This window comes from Acinetobacter sp. CAU_H_S139_7, from assembly GCF_058599305.1.
In genome coordinates this window covers 3170329-3190434 of the sequence record NZ_CM178651.1, presented here as the reverse complement: position 1 = coordinate 3190434, position 20106 = coordinate 3170329, and the positions used below count along the sequence as shown (strand labels likewise).

Genomic DNA, 20106 nt, shown 5'->3' with positions numbered 1-20106 from the left:
ATTAATCCCCCTTTGGTACTGGACCAGACATACTCGAGTGACGTGAGTCCCCAAGTACTGAAATAAGTAGCATGGTTGCACCTACGACCGTGATATAAACCCCGACATCGAACAGTGCAGCTGTCGCTAGGTGCATTTCGCCTAAGATCGGTGGCGACACATAAAAGTGTGCACTGGTGAGGAAGGGGCGTCCCCAGAACCATGCGCCTAAGCCTGTTAATCCTGCAATGACCAGACCTGTTCCAATCCAGATTTCATACAAACGACCAGACTTGGCTTTGAGCAGCTGTTCTGCATGATCTTGACCGAGTGCCATGTACTGAATAATCAAGGCCAAAGCGGTAATCAAACCCGCGATAAACCCGCCCCCAGGCAGATTATGTCCACGTAAGAAGATATACAGGCTAACCACCAAGGCAATCGGTAATATCCAAGATGCAGTGATACGAAGCATCAACGGCGATGGATTAAAACGGTAACTAAGACCTTTGGTCATGGTGGTGCCGTGGGTACGCATACCATCCATTAAGCACAGTGCGCCAATGCCTGCAATGCCGAGGACTGTAATTTCACCGAAGGTATCGAAACCACGGAAATCGACCAAAATCACGTTGACCACGTTGGTACCGCCGCCTAATGGAATCGACTGCTGCATGAAGAACCATGAAATGGAGTTGTGATCACGGGTCAAGATGAGCCATGTGATCCATGCAATGCCGAGCCCGCCGCCAATCGCAATCAGGGCATCTCGCCAACGGCGTGAGACACTCGACTCATAGGGAGTGAGCTGAGGTAAGAGCGATAAACTCATCAATAACAGTACGGTGGTGACCACATCGACGGTGATTTGTGTCAAGGCCAAATCAGGTGCAGAGAAGCAGATAAAGACCATAGTCACGACTAAACCAATCGCGCCACTGATCAATACCGCTTTAATTCGTTCGTGATGGAACCACAACATCATCCAGCACGAAGAGAATAACAGTAGCCATAGTACGACTGCTAAAGCAGGGGCATGGGTGAGTTCACGGGTACCTGTGGTCAGCCCTTGTCCTAAAAATGGAAGTGAGACTATGGCAATACTGAAGATCACAATCCAAAGAATATAGCTTTGTAATTTACCGTTTTCAGTCAATCGTTTAAATTTGCGCGAGTTGAGCAGGAGTGACTTAAGGAATAAGTCAAAGGCAACTCGACCTTGTAGACGACCTAGGTATGGATCGAGATCAATTTCTCGAATTTTGCCACCCTTCGCGAGACTGAAATAGAAAATCAGACCGCCAATCGATGCAATCACGCTCATCAATAATGGCATGTTAAAACCATGCCATAGGGCAAGATGTGCGCCTTCAAAGTCCATCACTTGGGTGCTGGCGCGTGCTGTACTGTTGACGATGTTTTCAACCAATAGGGCAGGAAATAAGCCGACTAAAATACACAAAATCGCCAGTAAAGTGGCCGGTGCACGCATGCCAAACGGCGGTTCATGCGCATCTTTGTTGGGAACTTGCTTGCCTACTGGGCCATCGAAGAAAACCCCATGCACCAAACGCACAGAGTAAGCCACTGCAAAAATCCCCGCCAGTGTCGCGACAATTGCCGAGCAGATGAGCACAGGGCCAGATAGATTGCTAAGCAGCTCAGTAAAGAACATTTCCTTAGATAAGAAACCGTTGGTCAAGGGCACGCCGGCCATCGACGCTGCAGTGACCATCGTCAAAGTGGCCGTATAAGGTAGCAGTTGCCATAAGCCACTAAGCTTACGTAAATCACGTGTGCCTGACTCATGATCGATAATACCTGCGATCATGAACAGCGCTGCTTTAAAGGTGGCATGGTTAATAATATGGAAAATAGCCGCAGCCACAGCCAATGGTGATCCGATCCCCAAGAGACACATGATCAAGCCGAGATGACTGATGGTTGAATAGGCCAATAAACCTTTCAGGTCTTCTTTAAAGATGGCAAAAAATGCAGCCATACACAGAGTAAACAGGCCAATAAAGGTGACCAAATTATGGAACAGTGCTGCACCTGCAAAAATTGGTAACAGTCGTGCCACCAAGAAAATACCCGCTTTTACCATGGTTGCTGAGTGTAAATAAGCAGACACGGGGGTTGGGGCTGCCATCGCGTTGGGCAACCAAAAATGGAATGGAAATTGTGCACTTTTGGTAAAAGCACCGAGTAAAATCAGCAGCAACGTAGGAACAAATAAAGCATGACTTTGAATTTGTGCTGTCATCGTCAAGATTTGATCAATCTCGTAGGTACCTGTGATTTGGCCGAGTAAGATGAAACCACCTAGCATGGCTAATCCGCCCATACCCGTAATGGTCAATGCCATTCGTGAGCCACGTTGCGCCGCGTCGTAATTGCTCCAATAACCGACCAACAGAAAAGAGGAGATACTGGTCAACTCCCAAAAAACGAGGAGTAAAATTAAATTATTGGAGAGTGAAATCCCGAGCATGGCTGCCATGAACAACATGAGCAGTAGATAGAGTTTGTTGAGAGAATTTTTTGGGCCTAAATAAAAATAGGCATAAATATAAATGAGCGTCCCGATGCCACTAATGAGTAAGGCAAAGAGTAGGCCTAATGCGTCTAGACGGAAGCTGAAGTCAATTCCAAGCTGCGGCAACCATGACCACGACTGCGTAATGACAGCGCCATTAAACACCTCTCGTGCTTGGGTCAGTAATAAGCCTAAACTTGTCATACTGACCCCAACAGCTGCGAAGGCGGTTAGCCTACGTGAGCTCTGCTTCAGTAATGAGACAAGGGTTGTGCCAAGTATTAACGGTAACAATATAATAATCGGTAGCACACTCGTTTCCATTGTCGTGAATAGGTCAAAACCTATTGGTGAATCTCATCTTTCAAGGATTACAGGACTGCAAAGAGCAGCCCAAGAGTCTCAATCTTGAAAGCCAATGTGAAATTTAAAAATAATGAAGTTGTGTTGCGCAACTCATGAAGCGTTATAGCAAAATCCGATTTCAGTTAGAAATTTGCAAGTAAAACCGATCATATAACATGACTAAAACAACATCAATCTTTTTTGCGCTGACGCAAAACATTATACGCGTGATGGTCGTTTCTTGGTGGATGACAGGCACTTTCTCAGTGCAAGAAATGTAAAAAAAGCGACCATTGGTCGCCTGTTTTTGAGGGTTAAAATAGATATGCTTATGCAGCAGGCTAAGTTAATGGATTTGCCGATGAAGCATCATCCTCAGCACTGAGTAAAGCAATCAAATGCTGTTGCTGTTCGGGAGAGAGTTGCTGCTGTATTTGTGCGAATAATTCAGCCACACTTAAATCTTGGGGTTCAGCCGCAATCGGTTCGGTGCTTCCACTCGTCGCTTCATGATTGGCAAGGTTTTGGTAAATTACATCGAACTGATGTTGCAGTGGTTCGAGTTGGATAGAACTTAATTGCTTATTTTCCAGTTTGAGGCATTGAAACTCACTGGCTTGTTCCAGCAACTCACTTCGGTTGCCTGAGGCGATAATTTGTAGTCGAGGAAAAGCCTGATTTAAATGTTTTAAAATGACTTGTGCCATATTTTGATCCAATTGATGATCAATTGCATCAATCAATAGTACGCCGTCACCTTCTAAACAAGGGAACAGACTTTCAGGATTGAGTAGGCATAAACGTCGCACAATATCGCCAACAAGTGCCACCCAGTTGCGAATACTATTGGACAGCTGTTGATAGAGCATGCTGTTGCCATGGTAGCGCACCATCAGTTGTAACTTGGGATGATATTGCAGATAAAGATCTTCTATTTCGGGCAGAACAGTTGCTAACGCTTGCTTGAGCGCTTGTAGGCTGGGTGACTGGATGTGTGCTTGAGCCTGAGCCAGTTTATAGCTTAAGGGTATATCGGGTGGCATGCTTGTAGGCTGATGCAATATCGTTTGTAAAAACTGCGCAGTTTGCGCATTTTCAATATCGCTGATTTCACGAAACCACTCAAAGAAACGCGCAAAGGTGGTATAGGGAATAGCTGAAATTTCATAGGCATGTGCATGTTGGAAAATCAGGGGATTGTTCTTGCTGAGAATATTCATCTCATTGACAAAACGTTCCGCAGGATAATATGCAATCAACGGCAAACCTTGCAACGGATCTTGTAACGTTGCCTGCTGATATAGATTGACCAGTTGTTCGAGTTCTAATGTTTCAACTCGACTGATGCCAATGCCTTGTTGGTTTAAGGTTTTGTAGAGTTGCCATGTATAGGGTTTGGTCGCAACATCGGCTGCCGTAGGTTTGAGAGCATATAACTCAGCGGGCACAGCAACTTGAATATCAATTTTGGACTGTAGGCGGTTCAGCATAATGTCGTGATCTAACATCACCACACCTGCAGAGCGTAAATCTTTATAACGGGCCGCAAACCAAGTCAGAGCCTGATAGCTAAAACGTAAGATTGAGGTCTTGCCTGAGGCTTGATCGCCTAAAATTAAAGTGACGGGTTTATCGTGATAAGAAAAATCGACTTTAATGTCAGCAAAATGCAGGATGTGTTTCAGGTGAATCGATTGAATTTTCATAGAACACCCGCAGCGGTTGTGACTATTTTTACATTCGACTATCCAGCAACTTTACGTAATGAGCTTGGCATTTGTTTTTTCAGCTGTTGCATCAGATCGTAAATGTGATGGATATTTAAACTTACTTTAGCACGTGTACAGGCCACGTAAAGCAGTCTTAACTCTTCATCACTAATTTTATGGTCTTTGTCGTTGACCTTAAACTGATAATCATCTTCGATGTGAACGCGGTTCCACTCTAAGCCTTTGGCTTTGTGTGCGGTGGAAATAATATAATCCGCTTGTTCAATCGGCGTAATCTTCGCGAGGGCTTTTTTGAGTGGATCGGTGCCATGATCATCTACCAATTTTACTAAAGGCTTGATGTCACTGCCGTCATTGGTTTCGCAATATTCATGTACATCATGCCAAGAATTAAACCAGGCCAGTTCCGGCACATCGGTGACGCGCTTACCTTGTTTAAGCATCGCTGCGGCATCGACAAAGCGGTTCAGTTTGACATGGTCGGCTTGTAAGCTGACTTTGTCGCCATGGACCAATCCTGAGAGCAACAGTTCCATAGCGCGCGCATTGGTGCGACATAAAATCGCATCGCGCATTTTGGTATGGGGTTTGTTGACCACTTTGGAGTTGAGCAGAGGGTTGCCCATGAGCGGTACGGTTTCATTCAAGGCGCCTAAAATGGCATTGGCATGCAATGCAATCTCTTCACCAAAACGGAATGAGGTGGTGAGGCGTGACTCAGGCAAAGGCAGTTGTTGCATAGCATTGACTGCGCCGCGCCATGCATAAATTTGTTGGTGTGCATCTCCGACATAGATCACTTGTGTATTACGCTGCTTCAGTAAGATGCCCAACATCAGTGGGTCAGCATCTTGTGCCTCATCAAACAACACATAGTCACTTGGGATATTGGGTTCAGACAGCGCCCACAGTTTTAAATAAATATCGTGACCAATCCCAGCCTGATGGTTGGGATCAATCGACTCTAACCAACGTCGTTCAATGGCAGGGTAGAGGTGCTTTTGTAGTGAATCGATATCATCGGGATGTAACCAGCTCGGTGCTTGCAAATGTCGCGGTGCAGGATACTGAGAACTGGTTGAACAGAAGTGACTCACAGCATTGGCCACAAGGCTGGCCAAGCGTGATGGCATCAACACATATTTTTCATAACGTCCGCCCATCATCCGTCTTAGGGTGATGGGTTCAAGGCGGTATTCTTTGGCAATAAAACTCGGACTTAAACGAGGCAGACGAAGTTTGTCCGTCACTCCACGTGGAACACTGCGAAAAGCAAGCGAGTGAAAGGTTCGGCAGTCGACATTGCCATGAAACTTCGTTTGCGCTTCGCTGGCAATGGCTTTGTTGAACGCTAAATACATGCCACGTCTTTGTGGCATGGCATCACTAATCATTTGCAGTGTGGTGGTTTTACCTGTGCCTGCATAAGCAATTACTTTAAACGATTTACCCAGACGCGCGTTATCAATGGCAATAGCTTGCTCATAAGTCGCGCTCGGTTTGATGATATTCGACACAGGCAATAAACTTAGTGGCTGCGGTTGGCTTTTTCAAGCAAACCAGAAAGCCCTTGACGACGTGCCAATTCATTAAGAACCACTTGAGGGTCTAAGTCGAAATAGCCTAAAACCACAATCGTATGGAACCAAAGATCTGCCACTTCATAGATCAAATCATTTTTATGGTCTTCATTGGCTTCAGATTTAAAATCCTTAGCCGCGATAATGGTTTCAACCGCTTCTTCGCCGACTTTTTCTAAAATTTTGTTGAGACCTTTGTGGTACAGCTTCGCGACATAAGACGAGTCTGGATCTGCTGCTTTACGCTCGGCCATCATTTGACCGAGGTAGGACAAAACTTCAACTTGCTCAGACTGAGCCGTTGAGGCATTCATTGCCAATGTATGTGGATTTTTCGATTTTTCGCCATAAATCGCGTTCGGGTCTTTGAGCTGTGCATCCACAATTTCCCAGCCATTTGGCGTGAGTTTACGGTAGAAGCATGATTCACGCCCTGTGTGACAGGCAATTCCACCGTGCTGTTCAATTTGCAGCACAATTACATCGGCATCGCAGTCGAGACGAATTTCATGTACGGTTTGAAAATGCCCAGACTCTTCGCCTTTGTGCCATAACTTGTTGCGTGAACGAGAGAAATATACGGCTTGGTTTTTCTCAGCCGTCAAAGCCAAAGCTTCACGGTTCATCCATGCAACCATCAAGACACGTCCCGTTTGGTGATGCTGTGCAATGGCAGGGACTAAACCTTGTTCGTTAAATTTTACTTCATCGAGCCATTGCAAATTGTTCATAAGATTTCACCAAGCGAATAAATATTGAGAGTGTTACGATGTTAACGTAGCGCGCTATAGTCTACGTGATTTAAACAGAATAGAGGAGAAACTTTCTACAGTTATCTTACAGTGGCTTAATAATGTATTTTAGAAACTCGTCTATCACTCACCCATCCAAAGCGAATGAAGATGATTGTCATCGCATTCTATACAGAATGATTGTTTTGTTTTGCAATATCCCGATAGTTCATTTGACTGAACATGCCTAATTTTAAACCTGAAATCGTCACCGCCATTTCTTTACGGAAATAGGGAATTCGATACATCCAAGCAAAGCTTAAATCACGTAAACCACCTGCCCACCATAGGTCAGATTGGTAAAGTGGTGTGAGTAAACGACTTAAAAATTGATAGAACGCCGTCGAACTTTGACGGTGTTGATGGTACGTTTGCCAGAGTTGAACATAATCAAGGGCTGCATTTTTTCTTGCGCTTTGAACCGCTTGTCCCAAAGCCCATGCATCTAAAAGGGCCATATTTGCACCTTGCCCCAGTTGTGGACTCATCGCATGTGCTGCATCCCCCATGACACCAATACGACCCTCACCAAACTTAGACAGTACTACATCACGATAATTTGCAGTCAACCATTGTGATTTTTGTTCAGGCTGGGCAATGACTTGTTCTAACCAATCCGCAGCAGGTTTCCAACGCTTAGACACTTGGTTTAACCAATCTGAGTGAGCTTGTGAATTGTGTAGAAAGTTATTTAGCTGATGGCTTGGAAGACTCCAAAACACACTTGACAGTCTTTGCTTGGGTTCATGTGGCACTGTACCTGTCGGTAAGATTCCCATCATGATTTTAGAGCAATCATGAAACTGATGTAAAATTTCTGTATCTAATCCAAGACATTCGGGAACAATCGTCCATTTAGCTCCCCAAGGATAAGCTTGATCAACCTTCACCCATTTTTGGGGTCTTAAAAGGCTGCGTGCGCCATTGGCAATGATCACAGCATCAAAAGCTTGATCAAATGATTCACCATCTTTTGTACCCAAAACTCGGACTTGATTGGATGTTTCTTCTAATTTTTGAATGTTGGTATTCATATACCATGTAATGAGTTCAGGATATTCACGGCATTTATTTTCTAAAACATGGCATAGAGTTGCTCGATGAATACCTACCCCATAAAAATCAGGATGCGCTTGTTTATAATGGCTATTCACCAATAAATTTCCACTCGGTAACTGACCTTTAAGCCCAGTGACTTTTGCACCCAGTCTTAAAACTTCATCTAAAAGGCCTAAATGCTCAAAAACAGCTAAACCAGAGGGCTGTAGTAACAGTCCTGCTCCGACAGGTTCAATTTCTGTGGCTTTCTCTAAAATACTGACTTGAATATTTTGCCGAGCCAGTAAAATCGCAGTGGCTAATCCTGCTGTTCCTGCACCGATGATGGCGAAGTGGGGGGAGTGATTAGAAATCATAGATCGAATGATTTAACCATTATCTAAAATGAATGCGTAACGAATATCGTCAGGTTTTTTTAACTGGTAGATGTTGATTTAAATGAAATCTTCTAACGAGCTTGCAATCACATTTTTTCCCACGATTTATTTTGTAATTCAATGACTTGACCATATTTTTTTTGTTCACTTAAAATTATTGTTAGCATAGAAAAAAATGTAATCTCGATTTTTCTTTATTTGGTCAGATTAAACAAGATTACATTCATGCGCAAATTTTGTTTATAAATCTTGTATGACCTGTGCAAAATGCTGTTTTTCCACCATTTCCAAGAACTCATCACCTAAGCGCTGACTTTCAGAAATACATTGGTTCCACATTTGAATGCGCTGTTTTTGGTCGAGCCCTTTGAGGGTGAAATCTTTACGATCGGGCAGGCGTCCTAAAGGTAAGCTCTGTAAATAGTCTTGGGACGGAGACAAGAGTAGCGTACGGGCTTGATTTTCAGGATTGGCGTGACGTTTAAACAGCTTATCAAACCACCCCGGCGTAATGCTGTCCGTAAAGTGTGGATAAAGCACAATGCCTTGACTCTCAAAAGGCAGATCGATGTGATAATCAATCAGACCACCATCACGATAACTACCTTGTGGTGCATCTGGAATATCGCGAATTGCGGCCATCACACCTGGAATAGAAGCTGAGGCAATCAGCCAAGGCAGAACGTTTGCAGCGGTGAGACTGTGGTAATGAGTGGGAAAATCATCTTCCACTTTAAATTGTTTACCATTACTGGGCTGACTAATCACCCGTTGCATAAAGTGGCGACTATGCTTTCGCGCAACAGCGGTTGTGCCGATGATACCTGCCACAGAGGCCAAGAGCGGCAGAACTTGGTCACTTTGGAAGATGTGTTGAGCCTTAATCGACAGTACCGCGAGGTGGTAATCGGGATGCTTGACCAATTCCACTTCTTTGCCCTGCACCAAATCGAGCAGCATGCCACGGCAAATATCACTGACTTCTTGACGCTGCATTTTTTTGTCAAAATACAGGTTGGTATAGAGTTCACCTAAACGTTCGGTACCTGCTTTTGCACCGTGCGCTAAGATGCTGGCAAAGCGCCAACTGCCAATGGACGAACCAATCAAAGTCCGTCTTTGCGGTGCACGAGCAAAGAATTCACCAAAAATAGCTTGGTCTAAACCTTGAATCCCGATACCTTTGGGCCCACCTGCGGCACCGGGCACAATATCGACCTGTTCCGCTTGTAAGCCTTCGCTTTGAATCAGTTGACGTGCTAATTTACCTGCACGAATGCTTAAAGCTGGAGGGTTTTTCTGCAGGATTTGAGTCATCGTGATCATTCAAAAAGACAATATGTATTGTCATTTTAACTGGCGAGAGAACGAGCACATTGGCGAAAGTGATCCAATAATGACTTGGGAGTCACTTCCTACATAGAAGTTAAACATAAAAAAAGCCTGAGAGACTCAGGCTTTTAATACAGCAGGAAGCATCTATTTAAACACGCGCCATACTGCCAGTAAGCTGGTGAGTACAATTAAGATCACTGAAATAAACCAAGGTGAGATAATCGCAATCGACAGCAAAATGGCCATGAGACTACCAAAAATCCAACTGCGTTTTTGCTGATGCTCCATTTGTAGGCGCATACTTTGCAGTTCATTGAGCTGTTTAGCATGCCAAGCTGATTGGTTTTTGAGACCATTTAAGCTATCGACCAACAGCGTCGGGAAGTCTTGTGCCCCTAAAAGTAAGTCCGGAATTTTTTGTCCCAGCTCTTTTAGGTTCTTCTGTGGATTCATTTGCGCTTTGATCCAATCGGTCAGGATTGGCTTTGCCAAACTCCAAATGTCCAGCTCTGGGTAAAGGTCTGTCCCTAAACCCTCAACATGCACGAGGGTTTTAAGCAGCAGCATCAGCTGTGGTGGAATTTCCAAATGGAAGCGTCGTGCAATATCCATCACTTGAATCAAAATGCCCGCGAAGTCCAATTCATGCATAGGTTTGGACACCATTGGCCCGACCGTGCGACGCATTTCACGTGCTAGTGCATCTTGGTCTGTGCCCGGTGGAATCCAACCAGCTTGATGCACGATTTGAATCAGTTGCATAAAGTCGCTGTTCATGACCGCAAGCAGCATACGTGCCACGGTCATTTGGTCATGCTTCGACAACTCACCCATAATGGCACAGTCCAGCGCAATATAGCGGGGTTGGCTTGGGTTTAGGGTTTCAACGAAGACATTGCCCGGATGCATGTCGGCATGGAAAAAGTTGTCACGGAAGACTTGGGTAAAGAAAATGGTTAAGCCTTTTTCCGCCAGATCTTTACGATCCATTCCCAGCTTTTCGAAGGTTTCAATGTCTGAAATGGGAACGCCGGTAATGCGTTCGGCCACCATCACGTCTTTGCTGTCCATATAGACTTCAGGCACATACATCATGCTTGAGCCTGTAAAGTAATGACGCATACGACGGGTATTGTCGGCTTCTAAGGTCAAATCCAGTTCATTTAAAATGACTTGACGATAGTCCTGAATAATTTCAGATAAGTGCAGTGCACGCGCGGCTTCTAGGCGTTTTTCTAGAAAATCACCTAGCCATTCTAAAATTTCAAAGTCTTGTAAAATTTGACTACGAATAGCGGGACGGGTGACTTTCACCACCACTTCGCGACCATCATGTAAAGCGGCCGTATGTACTTGAGCAATCGAGGCTGCTGCCAAGGGTTGTTCGTCGAAGCGAGCAAACAGCGTGTTTACATCGGCTTTCAGTGAGTCTTGAATGCGCATTTTCGCCACATCAGAACCAAACGGTTTGACACGGTCTTGGAGTAAAACCAGTTGCTGTAGTACTTCAGGTGGAATTAGGTCACGACGAGTAGACAGCAACTGTCCCATTTTAATCGCTAGTGGTCCCATTTCCTCTAAAGCTTGTTTGAGCTTCAGTGGATTTTTTCGTTCACGACTGGACCATGCCGCAGGGTGCATACGAATTACACCCAATGCATGGCGTGCTTTTTCAGGCAATTCTTCCGCAGGAAACAACGTGTCGAGTCTATAGTGCGCGGCAATGCGCCAAAGTTCGAGTAAACGTGAAACGTGCGGAATCATATATGTAAATACCTAGTTTTGAGTTGAGTCTTGAGTGTCAATCTGTGCTTGAAGCTGTTGAATTTTGGCTTCGGCACGATCTAAGTTTTGATTAAAAATGCGGGTGTCTTGATGCAGATCATCCATTTGCCAACGCGGGGCAAATAGACCACTGTCTTCTTTCAAGGCATCTTCAGCAAAGAACAAATGACTTTGTAAGGCCTGTTTGATGTGCTTTGGTGTTATTTGAATTTTAGCCAATTCATGCGCCAAACTTGGGCCAATCCACGGGCTTAGATGCGCAGCCAAGTCAGGCTCAGCTTGTTGCATTATCCGTTGAATATCTTGTAGAAGGTGATAATCACCTTGGAGCGGGATATTGCCGACATCATCCGCCAGTAATAGCTTGAGCAGCTCAACCACATTGGCCACCGTTAAAGTTGCGGTTGCTGGGGGGTGAGATTGAGCTTGGTCAAAAGGGCGTTGTTCAAAAATGGACGCTGTTTCACTATGCCCTGTAACGGTAGGCTCTAAGCGCACTTTAGCTTGGTCAAAGAACACATCTACAGACAGTTGCGGGGACGCGATCACCACACGTAACATCTTGCCTTGTAGTTCATTGAGCTGGATGCGAGTGATCGCATCCAAATTAATCACATGATGAATTAATCGTTCAATTGCACCGAGTGCCAGAATCGACCACATAATTTGCCCTTAAACGTTTAATTTTAAAGTTTAAAACCACGGTGTACAGCAACGATACCACCTGTCAGGTTATGATAGTCACAGTTTTGGAAGCCTGCATTTTCCATCATGCCTTTTAGCGTGCGTTGGTCTGGGTGCATACGAATGGACTCGGCTAAATATTTATAGCTTTCTAAGTCATTGGCAATAATTTTGCCCATGATTGGCAGTGCGGTGAACGAGTATAGGTCGTACAGTTTTGAAAACGGTTCAAATACAGGTTTGGAAAATTCTAATACCAGTAGGCGACCACCTGGCTTAAGCACGCGATACATCGCAGCAAGTGCTGCATCTTTATCGGTCACATTACGTAGACCAAACGAGATCGTGAGTAGGTCAAAGCTGTTGTCTTCAAATGGCTCTAAGGTTTCAGCATTGGCTAATACGAAATCAACATTGGTACAGCCAGCATCAATCAGGCGGTCACGGCCAACATTGAGCATGGATTCGTTAATGTCTGAAAGTACTACATGACCAGTAGGGCCGACTTCACGACTAAACACTTTAGCCAAGTCGCCTGTCCCCCCAGCAATATCTAGTACGCGTTGACCACGACGTACCCCTGACATATTGATCGCAAAGCGTTTCCATAGACGGTGAATACCAAAAGACATCAAGTCATTCATAATGTCGTATTTGCTGGCAACCGAGTGGAAAACTTCCGCCACTTTTTGCGCTTTATCTTCACTGCTGACAGTTTGGTAACCAAAGTGTGTGGTACTGCCGACGTTACCTGTGTTGGCACCGCGAGGAAGATTGTATTTAGGTACAGAACCAGTTACTGGCGTATCAGTCAACTGTTGTTGTAATGATTTTTGCTGACCTTGCGCCGTACCTTGGGGTAATGGTTCAGTTAAAAATGGACTCACTTTGTCTGTGTTTTGTGCCGACTCTTGAGTAGCGGTAGGCGTTTGATTTTCATTCGACATGGGAGTCACTCCTAACATAGCAATAGGGTAAATGTTGCAGTGCATGCATGATGACAGATTCTAGGACGTTGTACAGTAACCATCATGCAATTGTGCTGAATAATATACAGAAAAACAGCAGAGCTATGCAGCTACTGCCTTATTTTTATCAAGGAATAATCTGAAATTTACTGAAATGGGTATAGATGACCCGAATGTACTTTATCAATAATTTGACGTTCCACCGCAGTAAAGTCTTTCACAAATTTCTCCGCCGACTTTAGCGGTTTCATGGCCAAAAAGCCATCTTGCATAAAATCATACATGATATTGAAGTTATATTTGTTGGCCGTCCCTTTACACATCTTAAAAGCGGTATAGACCATAAAAGAGCGCATGTATTTATCGAGGTTCTTACCCAATTGATCGAGTAAATATAGCTGTTTCAAGCGTTCTTCGCCTTGTTCTAGTTTTAAGTAGGCTTGGCGCATCAAATCATCGGTTAAGGGTTCATAGGGATGGTGATCTTTCAGCAATTGCATTGCTACTTGTTCATCCAGTCGCACCGCCAAAATCGCCAACTCAACCCCAGAGGTACCGGTTTTAATGGCATTTTCAGGAATTAATTTCTCTGCTTTGTGCGCATATTTGCTCAAGCGCGCAATTTGTCCCGCCAAAGCATCAAAATCTGGGCCACCATATAAACGATTGATAAAATACTCGGCCATCAACAGATTTTGCTTTTCTGTGAAAGTTTTGTTGTGGGTACGCTGCATTCGCTGTTTTTGCCAAGTTTGCACATCTTGTAAACGTTGGAAGAGCACCGAATCTTGATGATAATGCAATTGGTAATACTGTTCTAAAAGCTCATCGAGGGCGGCGAGTTTGGACATTTGCTGTCTCAGTTCTATTTAAAGATAGCTAAATCTTAGTGCGTGATGATGGAACTCGCTATGACAAAGTGACAAAAAAACTATTTATTTGTGGTCAGTTTGATGTAGAAGTAGTCAAAAGATACATATGAAAATCATCTAGACCATCATTTTTTAGGATCTAGTGATTTGATTAAATAGAAAAAAGGAGGGGCAATGGATACAGAAACGATCGCCAGTATAGTGCTGAACGAAGAACAGCTTTCACTGGACTTAATTGAAGCGCAATATGCGTTGATGAATACCCGTGATCAGAGCAATGCAAAAAGTTTGGTGATTTTGGTCAGTGGAATTGAACTTGCGGGTAAAGGCGAAGCGGTAAAACAGCTGCGTGAATGGGTCGATCCGCGTTTTTTATATGTCAAAGCCGATCCACCGCATCTGTTTAATCTGAAGCAGCCTTTTTGGCAGCCCTATACTCGATTTGTACCTGCCGAAGGGCAAATTATGGTGTGGTTTGGTAACTGGTATGGGGACTTGTTGGCTACGGCCATGCATGCTTCAAAACCTTTAGACGACACTTTATTTGATGAATACATTAGCAATATGCGGGCTTTTGAACAGGACTTAAAAAACAACAACGTAGATGTCTTAAAAGTTTGGTTCGATTTGTCGTGGAAGTCTTTGCAAAAGCGTCTGGATGACATGGACCCGAGCGAAGTGCATTGGCATAAGTTGCATGGGCTAGACTGGCGCAATAAAAAACAATATGACACCTTACAAAAGCTACGTACGCGCTTCACCGATGACTGGCAAATCATTGATGGTGAAGATGAGGATTTGCGTAATCACAATTTTGCACAAGCAATTTTAACAGCGCTGCGTCACTGTCCAGAGCATGAAAAAAAGGCCGCGCTAAAATGGCAGCAAGCACCAATACCAGATATTCTGACTCAGTTTGAAGTCCCTCAAGCTGAGGATGCGAACTATAAATCAGAATTGAAAAAACTCACCAAACAAGTGGCCGATGCCATGCGCTGTGATGACCGTAAAGTGGTGATTGCTTTTGAAGGTATGGATGCTGCGGGTAAAGGGGGGGCGATTAAGCGTATTGTGAAAAAGCTCGACCCACGAGAATATGAAATTCATACCATTGCCGCACCTGAAAAATATGAGTTACGCCGTCCTTATCTGTGGCGTTTTTGGAGCAAATTGCAGTCGGATGACATCACTATTTTTGATCGGACGTGGTATGGACGCGTTTTAGTCGAGCGGGTAGAAGGCTTCGCAACCGAGGTAGAGTGGCAACGCGCTTATGCGGAAATCAATCGTTTTGAAAAAAACCTCAGTAACAGCCAAACCGTGCTGATTAAGTTTTGGCTGGCGATTGATAAAGATGAGCAAGCAGCGCGTTTTAAAGCCCGCGAAAGTACTCCGCATAAACGCTTTAAAATTACCGAAGAAGATTGGCGCAATCGCGACAAATGGGATGACTATTTAAAGGCAGCCGCGGATATGTTTGCACATACCGATACAGGTTATGCGCCTTGGTATATTATTTCCACCAATGATAAACAACAGGCCCGAATTGAAGTCTTAAGGGCAATTTTAAAACAGCTCAAAGCGGATCGCGATACAGATTAAAAAGCTTAAAAACGGTCATTTGACCGTTTTTTAGGGATAAATTCATTTCTAATCATTAACGCAAAGGAATTTGGGTCACTGGCGCTGCAACAGGCACACCTTGTTCAGCGGCTTGTTTCAGTTGAATGCCTTTGGCGAGCTTATACGACTCTTCCACATGAGTTTCCGCAATTTTTTTCATCACGACATAACCCAAGCTAGCCGCAATCATCTGTCCACCAAGAGGAATGAATTTAGTGACTTGTTTGGTGATGTATTTGGCTGCCATGTTATTGAGGGATTTCTTCACGGCTGTACGTGCCACCACCAGTCCAGAGAACTCCACGCCACGTTTACGCAGTTCTGACCAATGTATTTGCTTGGTTTCTGGGTCGTAAACACTGACTTGCTCAGGGGTTAGGCCAAAGCGGGCGTTAATTTCGGGAATCAACTGCGACAATATGCCCACATCAATCACCACATCAAGGAAAGGGACTGGAATAACCGCTGCACCTGCGGAAAAATAGGCGCGCTTTTTGACTAAATCCAAACACTCTTCACGGATTTGTTCTAAATTTAAAGAGGGATCAATTTTTTCTGGAATATGCTCTAATTTCATTTTCTAAATCCTAAAATATCCTGATTCACATTGATTCTAGTTTTGCTTAAAGTACGTATTTTAAAGCAAATTTTAAATAGAAATATGTCATCAAAGTGACATAGACAGAACCAGAAGTATAGTCAATAATCTGTGTACTTTTGTAGATTTTTCATAAGATGGTTATTTGAGAGGAAACATGGCGATACACGTAATACAAAGTCAGCGTATTGATGTTCTGTTGCAGGCCATGCAAAAAACCGTCTTTAAACCAGCCAAAAATGCCTTTCAAGTGTTGCAAGCACAGCACTTTATTGTACCTTCACCTGCGGTTGAGGCTTGGCTAACACAAAAGTTGGCGGAGCAGCAGGGCATTAGTGCCAACACGCAGTTTCATCATCGTATTCGTGGTTTTCAATGGTCGGCTTATCAGTGGGTTTTGGTCGATCAAAAAGATGAAGTCCGTAAAGCCAATATTCCGCGACTGATTATTAAATGGCGCGTCTTCCAAGCCTTAAAAGAATTTATACAAGCCGAGCTGAATCCTTTAGAGGTTGCTCATCCGTTGTATCCGATTATTCAGCGGATCTATGCCAGCGCTGACCGGTTGCAACAAGGCATTGATAAACAGCTCAAAAAGCAAAGCATGTTGTATTGGGTGGCGGAGCAGGTTTCACGGTTATTTAGTTTTTATATGGATTATCGTGGGCATTGCACTAAAGGTTGTCCACCGCAAAATTGTCGTTGCCAGACGAATTGGTTACAAGCGTGGGGCAAGAATCAGCCGCTCGATTTGGAGCAGATGTTCTTTAAAACTCAGCAAGAACTTAGTGCTTTTCAGCTTAATCAAGCGCATGAATTGGAAGCATGGCAGCGTTGGCTCTGGCAAGTGGTGTTCCATGCTGACTTTGAACAAATTCAGCGTATTGATACTGCATTTTGGGACTTACTCGATCAAGCCGAGACCCGAGACGCTGCGCTTAAAAAGTTACCTGCTCAGCTGGTGGTGTTTACGGTTTTAGATTTACCACCAAAACAATTGGAGTTTTTACATCGATTGGGGCAATATCTCGAGATCTTTATTTTTCACTATAACCCTTCACAAGAATACTGGGCGGACAGTGTCGATCCCAACTGGAAAGCGCGTTATGACGCACGGGTGAAGCAGCGTTTTATTGAAAAACATCCAAATGCCAATGATGCCGAGATTCAGCAGTTTTTTGATGAGTTTACCCTCAATTTTAATGCAGAAACCCGAGAGTCTCGCCATCCTTTACTGACCCGATTTGGTAAACAAGCGCGCGACCATTTCTCTTTACTTTCTAGCCTTTCTTCAGGTGAGGATGGGGTGTGGGCCGATATCTTTGTTGATGAATATCCAGAAACTTTACTTGGTAAAATTCAGTCTGATGTACTGTATTTGGTAGAACCTGCGCAGCATCAGTATGCCTTGGCTGAACAAGATGATTCGATACAGATTCATGTCTGTCACTCCAGCCTCAGACAGCTTGAAGTCCTCAAAGATCAACTGACGCATTGGTTGGCTCAGGGCACGGCCGAAGCACCACGACGTCCAAGTGATATTTTGGTGTTGACGCCCAGTTTGACTGAGCTAGAGCCTTTTATTCGCAGTGTTTTTGCGCCTCCTCCGCATGAGCGTGAGGCTTTGCAAAAGGGCCACCAACTGAGTAAAGACAGTATTTATCTGCCGATTAAGCTGGCCGGCGTGACTCAACTCGATGCCTTAAATGGCTGGCGTGCTGTGCTAGGACGGATGGTCTTGGTGCGGGGGCGTTTCAGTATTGAAGACTTTGCCGATTGGCTCAGTTTAAATGCAACGCAGCAACGTTATGGCTTAGACATGAATATGATTGAGCGGATGACGGAGCTGTTGATCAACGCAGGCTTTAAGCGTGGATTGGATGCTGAACATTTAAAACGTAGTTTGGCCGAAGGAGATGAAGACTATCGTTATAGTCTGAAATTTGCTTTAGATCGTTTGGCTTTAGGCATCGCTGTACCAGAACATGTGCTGTTTCATGAGACCTTGAGCTATGCCCAAGTCCAGTTGAGTGATTTTGAGCTGATTGGTGTTTTGATTGAAATTTATCAGGATTTTAAACACCGCTCGGAGTGGATGATCGCGCATGAAATCGGACAGCGGACGACGGCGGAAACTTGGCTGAATCGTTTGATGGAAGATATTCGCGAGTTTGAAGCCGCAGGTGTCGAGTCTTTGGCCGCAGTGTATAAGATGGTCAAAAAACAAGAACGTATGCTGACCTTGGCGAGTTTCTATGACGAACACGATCATCATGCACTGCGCAGTTTAAGTTTACCTTTGCCTTATGTATTAGAAGAAATCCAAAAGACCTTAGAAGCGCAACTGGACTATGCAGAACCCACGGGGCAGATCACGTTTAGTCAAATTGGCCAGATTCGACCTGTGCCGTATAAGTTGATCGTGATGTTGGGCTTGGACAGTGGCAAGTTTCCCAACCGCAGTGCGCATTTGCCTTTTGACCTGATGGACTTGCTGAAGCCACAACTGGGGGATCGTTCCCGTTTGGAAGATGATCAAGGGGCTTTTCTAGATGCGCTGTTGTTGGCACAAGAGAACTTATGGTTATTTTATAATGGCTTTGATATCAACGATGGTGAAGTCCGTGATCCGTCTACGGTATTGCAAGAACTGATTCAGCATATGGCCTTTATTGTGCAGCCTGACACACAAAGCAAGAGTGTCAATGCAATGGTTGATCAGCATGGTGTGACTGTCCCTGCACAGTTGGCATCGCTGTATCATGTCCATCCTTTATTACCTTTTGATCCGCGTGGTTTTGAGTCTGAGCACAGTATTCGTTTTCAGGATCAATGGTTTCAGGTCGCGAAACAACTACAGTATGCATCGGGGCAACGGAGTAGTTGGGTTAACACGCCTTATCCAAAATTAGAGCAAGATATTCAAGTTCTTGATAGTCAGCAGTGGATTCAGGACATCACTTTCCCTGCAAGGCTGTATCTCAAGACTTTAGGCGTGGAAAACTTAAAACCAGAAGAGATTCCTGCAACGCAAGAACCGTTACTGCTCGATGGTTTAGGACGTTATGCCATTCGTCATTTTTTACAACAACATGAGGCAGCGGCAGATGCCAATCTTTTGATGGATCAACTGCCGATTGGTAAAGTCCAAGATGGGGTCTGGCAAATGAGCGTGCTTGAGCAGCAGCGCTTGCTGACACGTTTACAACGCTATGCACCCGAGGCTACAGCCACGACCCAACAAGTCTGGAAGGTGAATGAACATTTACAGATCAATGTTACTTTAGCCAAATACAGTGCTGAAAAATGGGTCAGTGTAGAAGCATCCAGTGCCAGAGCAAAGCGCCGTGCCAAAGTTTGGTTAGAGTATTTACTGTGGTTGGCTTATGTCAATTTGGGAGAGGGCGGACAGCAATATCAACGCATCGTGGTGTTTAGTGACCGAACCATTTTATGTACTGGTGTGAGTTCAAATCAGGCGCGTGAATGGCTCAAACCTTGGTTGAAAGCATGGGAGTATGCACAAACTCAGCCTTTGGTTTTACCTGCGGCCTTGTTACTGAAAATTGCAGAAAAAGATAAAACGCATGAATGGCAACTGAATGATCAGGAACAGATGGTGATTGCGGACATGGACGCCATTTATAAAGTGTGGGAAGAAGATGGTCGCTTTAGTGGGTTTTCAATGACTGAAAATGAAGCCAATAAAGCACACCGCGACTGGCAGTTTATTTTACAAGAGCAGGATGCCAAAGCATTACTTGCCCATGCCTGTGAGCAGTTTTCCTATGAACTATATCATCCGATATTTTTGCATCAGCAAAGCCTTGAGGACTAAGTC

13 protein-coding genes are annotated in these 20106 nt (G+C 44.4%); 2 read left to right on the top strand and 11 right to left on the bottom strand.

What is annotated here, in order from left to right; genetic code table 11:
• Nucleotide 1: 1 nt before the first annotated feature.
• The 10 genes from AC4MC0_RS15475 to AC4MC0_RS15430 all read right to left on the bottom strand — a co-directional run bounded on the left by AC4MC0_RS15475 (nt 2) and on the right by AC4MC0_RS15430 (nt 14023).
• Entirely contained in the window at nt 2–2842 is a 2841-nt protein-coding gene (locus tag AC4MC0_RS15475) for a monovalent cation/H+ antiporter subunit A (RefSeq protein ID WP_078388534.1), read from the bottom strand.
• Between the two features lie 362 nt (nt 2843–3204).
• Entirely contained in the window at nt 3205–4569 is a 1365-nt protein-coding gene (locus AC4MC0_RS15470; protein WP_279689897.1) for an ATP-binding protein, read from the bottom strand.
• A gap of 38 nt (nt 4570–4607) precedes the next feature.
• Nucleotides 4608–6110, bottom strand: a complete 1503-nt coding sequence (locus AC4MC0_RS15465) for an AAA family ATPase (protein ID WP_078388536.1) — start codon at nt 6108–6110, stop codon at nt 4608–4610.
• Nucleotides 6111–6121: 11 nt separating this feature from the next.
• Complete coding sequence (gene hisIE, locus AC4MC0_RS15460; protein WP_004978775.1) at nt 6122–6904, bottom strand: bifunctional phosphoribosyl-AMP cyclohydrolase/phosphoribosyl-ATP diphosphatase HisIE; 783 nt, start codon at nt 6902–6904, stop codon at nt 6122–6124.
• A 188-nt stretch (nt 6905–7092) separates the two neighbouring features.
• Nucleotides 7093–8379, bottom strand: coding sequence for an FAD-dependent oxidoreductase (locus AC4MC0_RS15455; protein WP_491887146.1), 1287 nt, complete (start codon nt 8377–8379; stop codon nt 7093–7095).
• Nucleotides 8380–8640: 261 nt separating this feature from the next.
• Nucleotides 8641–9717 (bottom strand): patatin-like phospholipase family protein, encoded by a 1077-nt coding sequence (locus AC4MC0_RS15450; protein WP_335998391.1) that lies wholly within the window; start codon nt 9715–9717, stop codon nt 8641–8643.
• A 162-nt stretch (nt 9718–9879) separates the two neighbouring features.
• Nucleotides 9880–11499 (bottom strand): ABC1 kinase family protein, encoded by a 1620-nt coding sequence (locus AC4MC0_RS15445; protein WP_004692684.1) that lies wholly within the window; start codon nt 11497–11499, stop codon nt 9880–9882.
• Between the two features lie 12 nt (nt 11500–11511).
• Nucleotides 11512–12183 (bottom strand): ubiquinone biosynthesis accessory factor UbiJ, encoded by a 672-nt coding sequence (locus AC4MC0_RS15440; protein WP_335998390.1) that lies wholly within the window; start codon nt 12181–12183, stop codon nt 11512–11514.
• Nucleotides 12184–12206: 23 nt separating this feature from the next.
• Nucleotides 12207–13151 carry a bifunctional demethylmenaquinone methyltransferase/2-methoxy-6-polyprenyl-1,4-benzoquinol methylase UbiE gene (gene ubiE / locus AC4MC0_RS15435; protein ID WP_335998389.1) on the bottom strand — a complete coding sequence of 315 codons (945 nt, stop codon included), beginning with the start codon at nt 13149–13151 and terminating at the stop codon, nt 12207–12209.
• Between the two features lie 167 nt (nt 13152–13318).
• Complete coding sequence (locus tag AC4MC0_RS15430) at nt 13319–14023, bottom strand: DUF8198 family protein (protein ID WP_058868808.1); 705 nt, start codon at nt 14021–14023, stop codon at nt 13319–13321.
• Nucleotides 14024–14218: 195 nt separating this feature from the next.
• On the opposite strand from AC4MC0_RS15430, the gene pap reads away from it, so the two are divergent.
• Entirely contained in the window at nt 14219–15646 is a 1428-nt protein-coding gene (gene pap / locus AC4MC0_RS15425; protein WP_335998388.1) for a polyphosphate:AMP phosphotransferase, read from the top strand.
• A 55-nt stretch (nt 15647–15701) separates the two neighbouring features.
• On the opposite strand, the gene AC4MC0_RS15420 is transcribed toward pap, so the two are convergent.
• Complete coding sequence (locus tag AC4MC0_RS15420; RefSeq protein ID WP_335998387.1) at nt 15702–16244, bottom strand: hypothetical protein; 543 nt, start codon at nt 16242–16244, stop codon at nt 15702–15704.
• Nucleotides 16245–16422: 178 nt separating this feature from the next.
• On the opposite strand from AC4MC0_RS15420, the gene AC4MC0_RS15415 reads away from it, so the two are divergent.
• Nucleotides 16423–20103, top strand: coding sequence for an exodeoxyribonuclease V subunit gamma (locus tag AC4MC0_RS15415; protein ID WP_335998386.1), 3681 nt, complete (start codon nt 16423–16425; stop codon nt 20101–20103).
• Nucleotides 20104–20106: the final 3 nt, after the last annotated feature.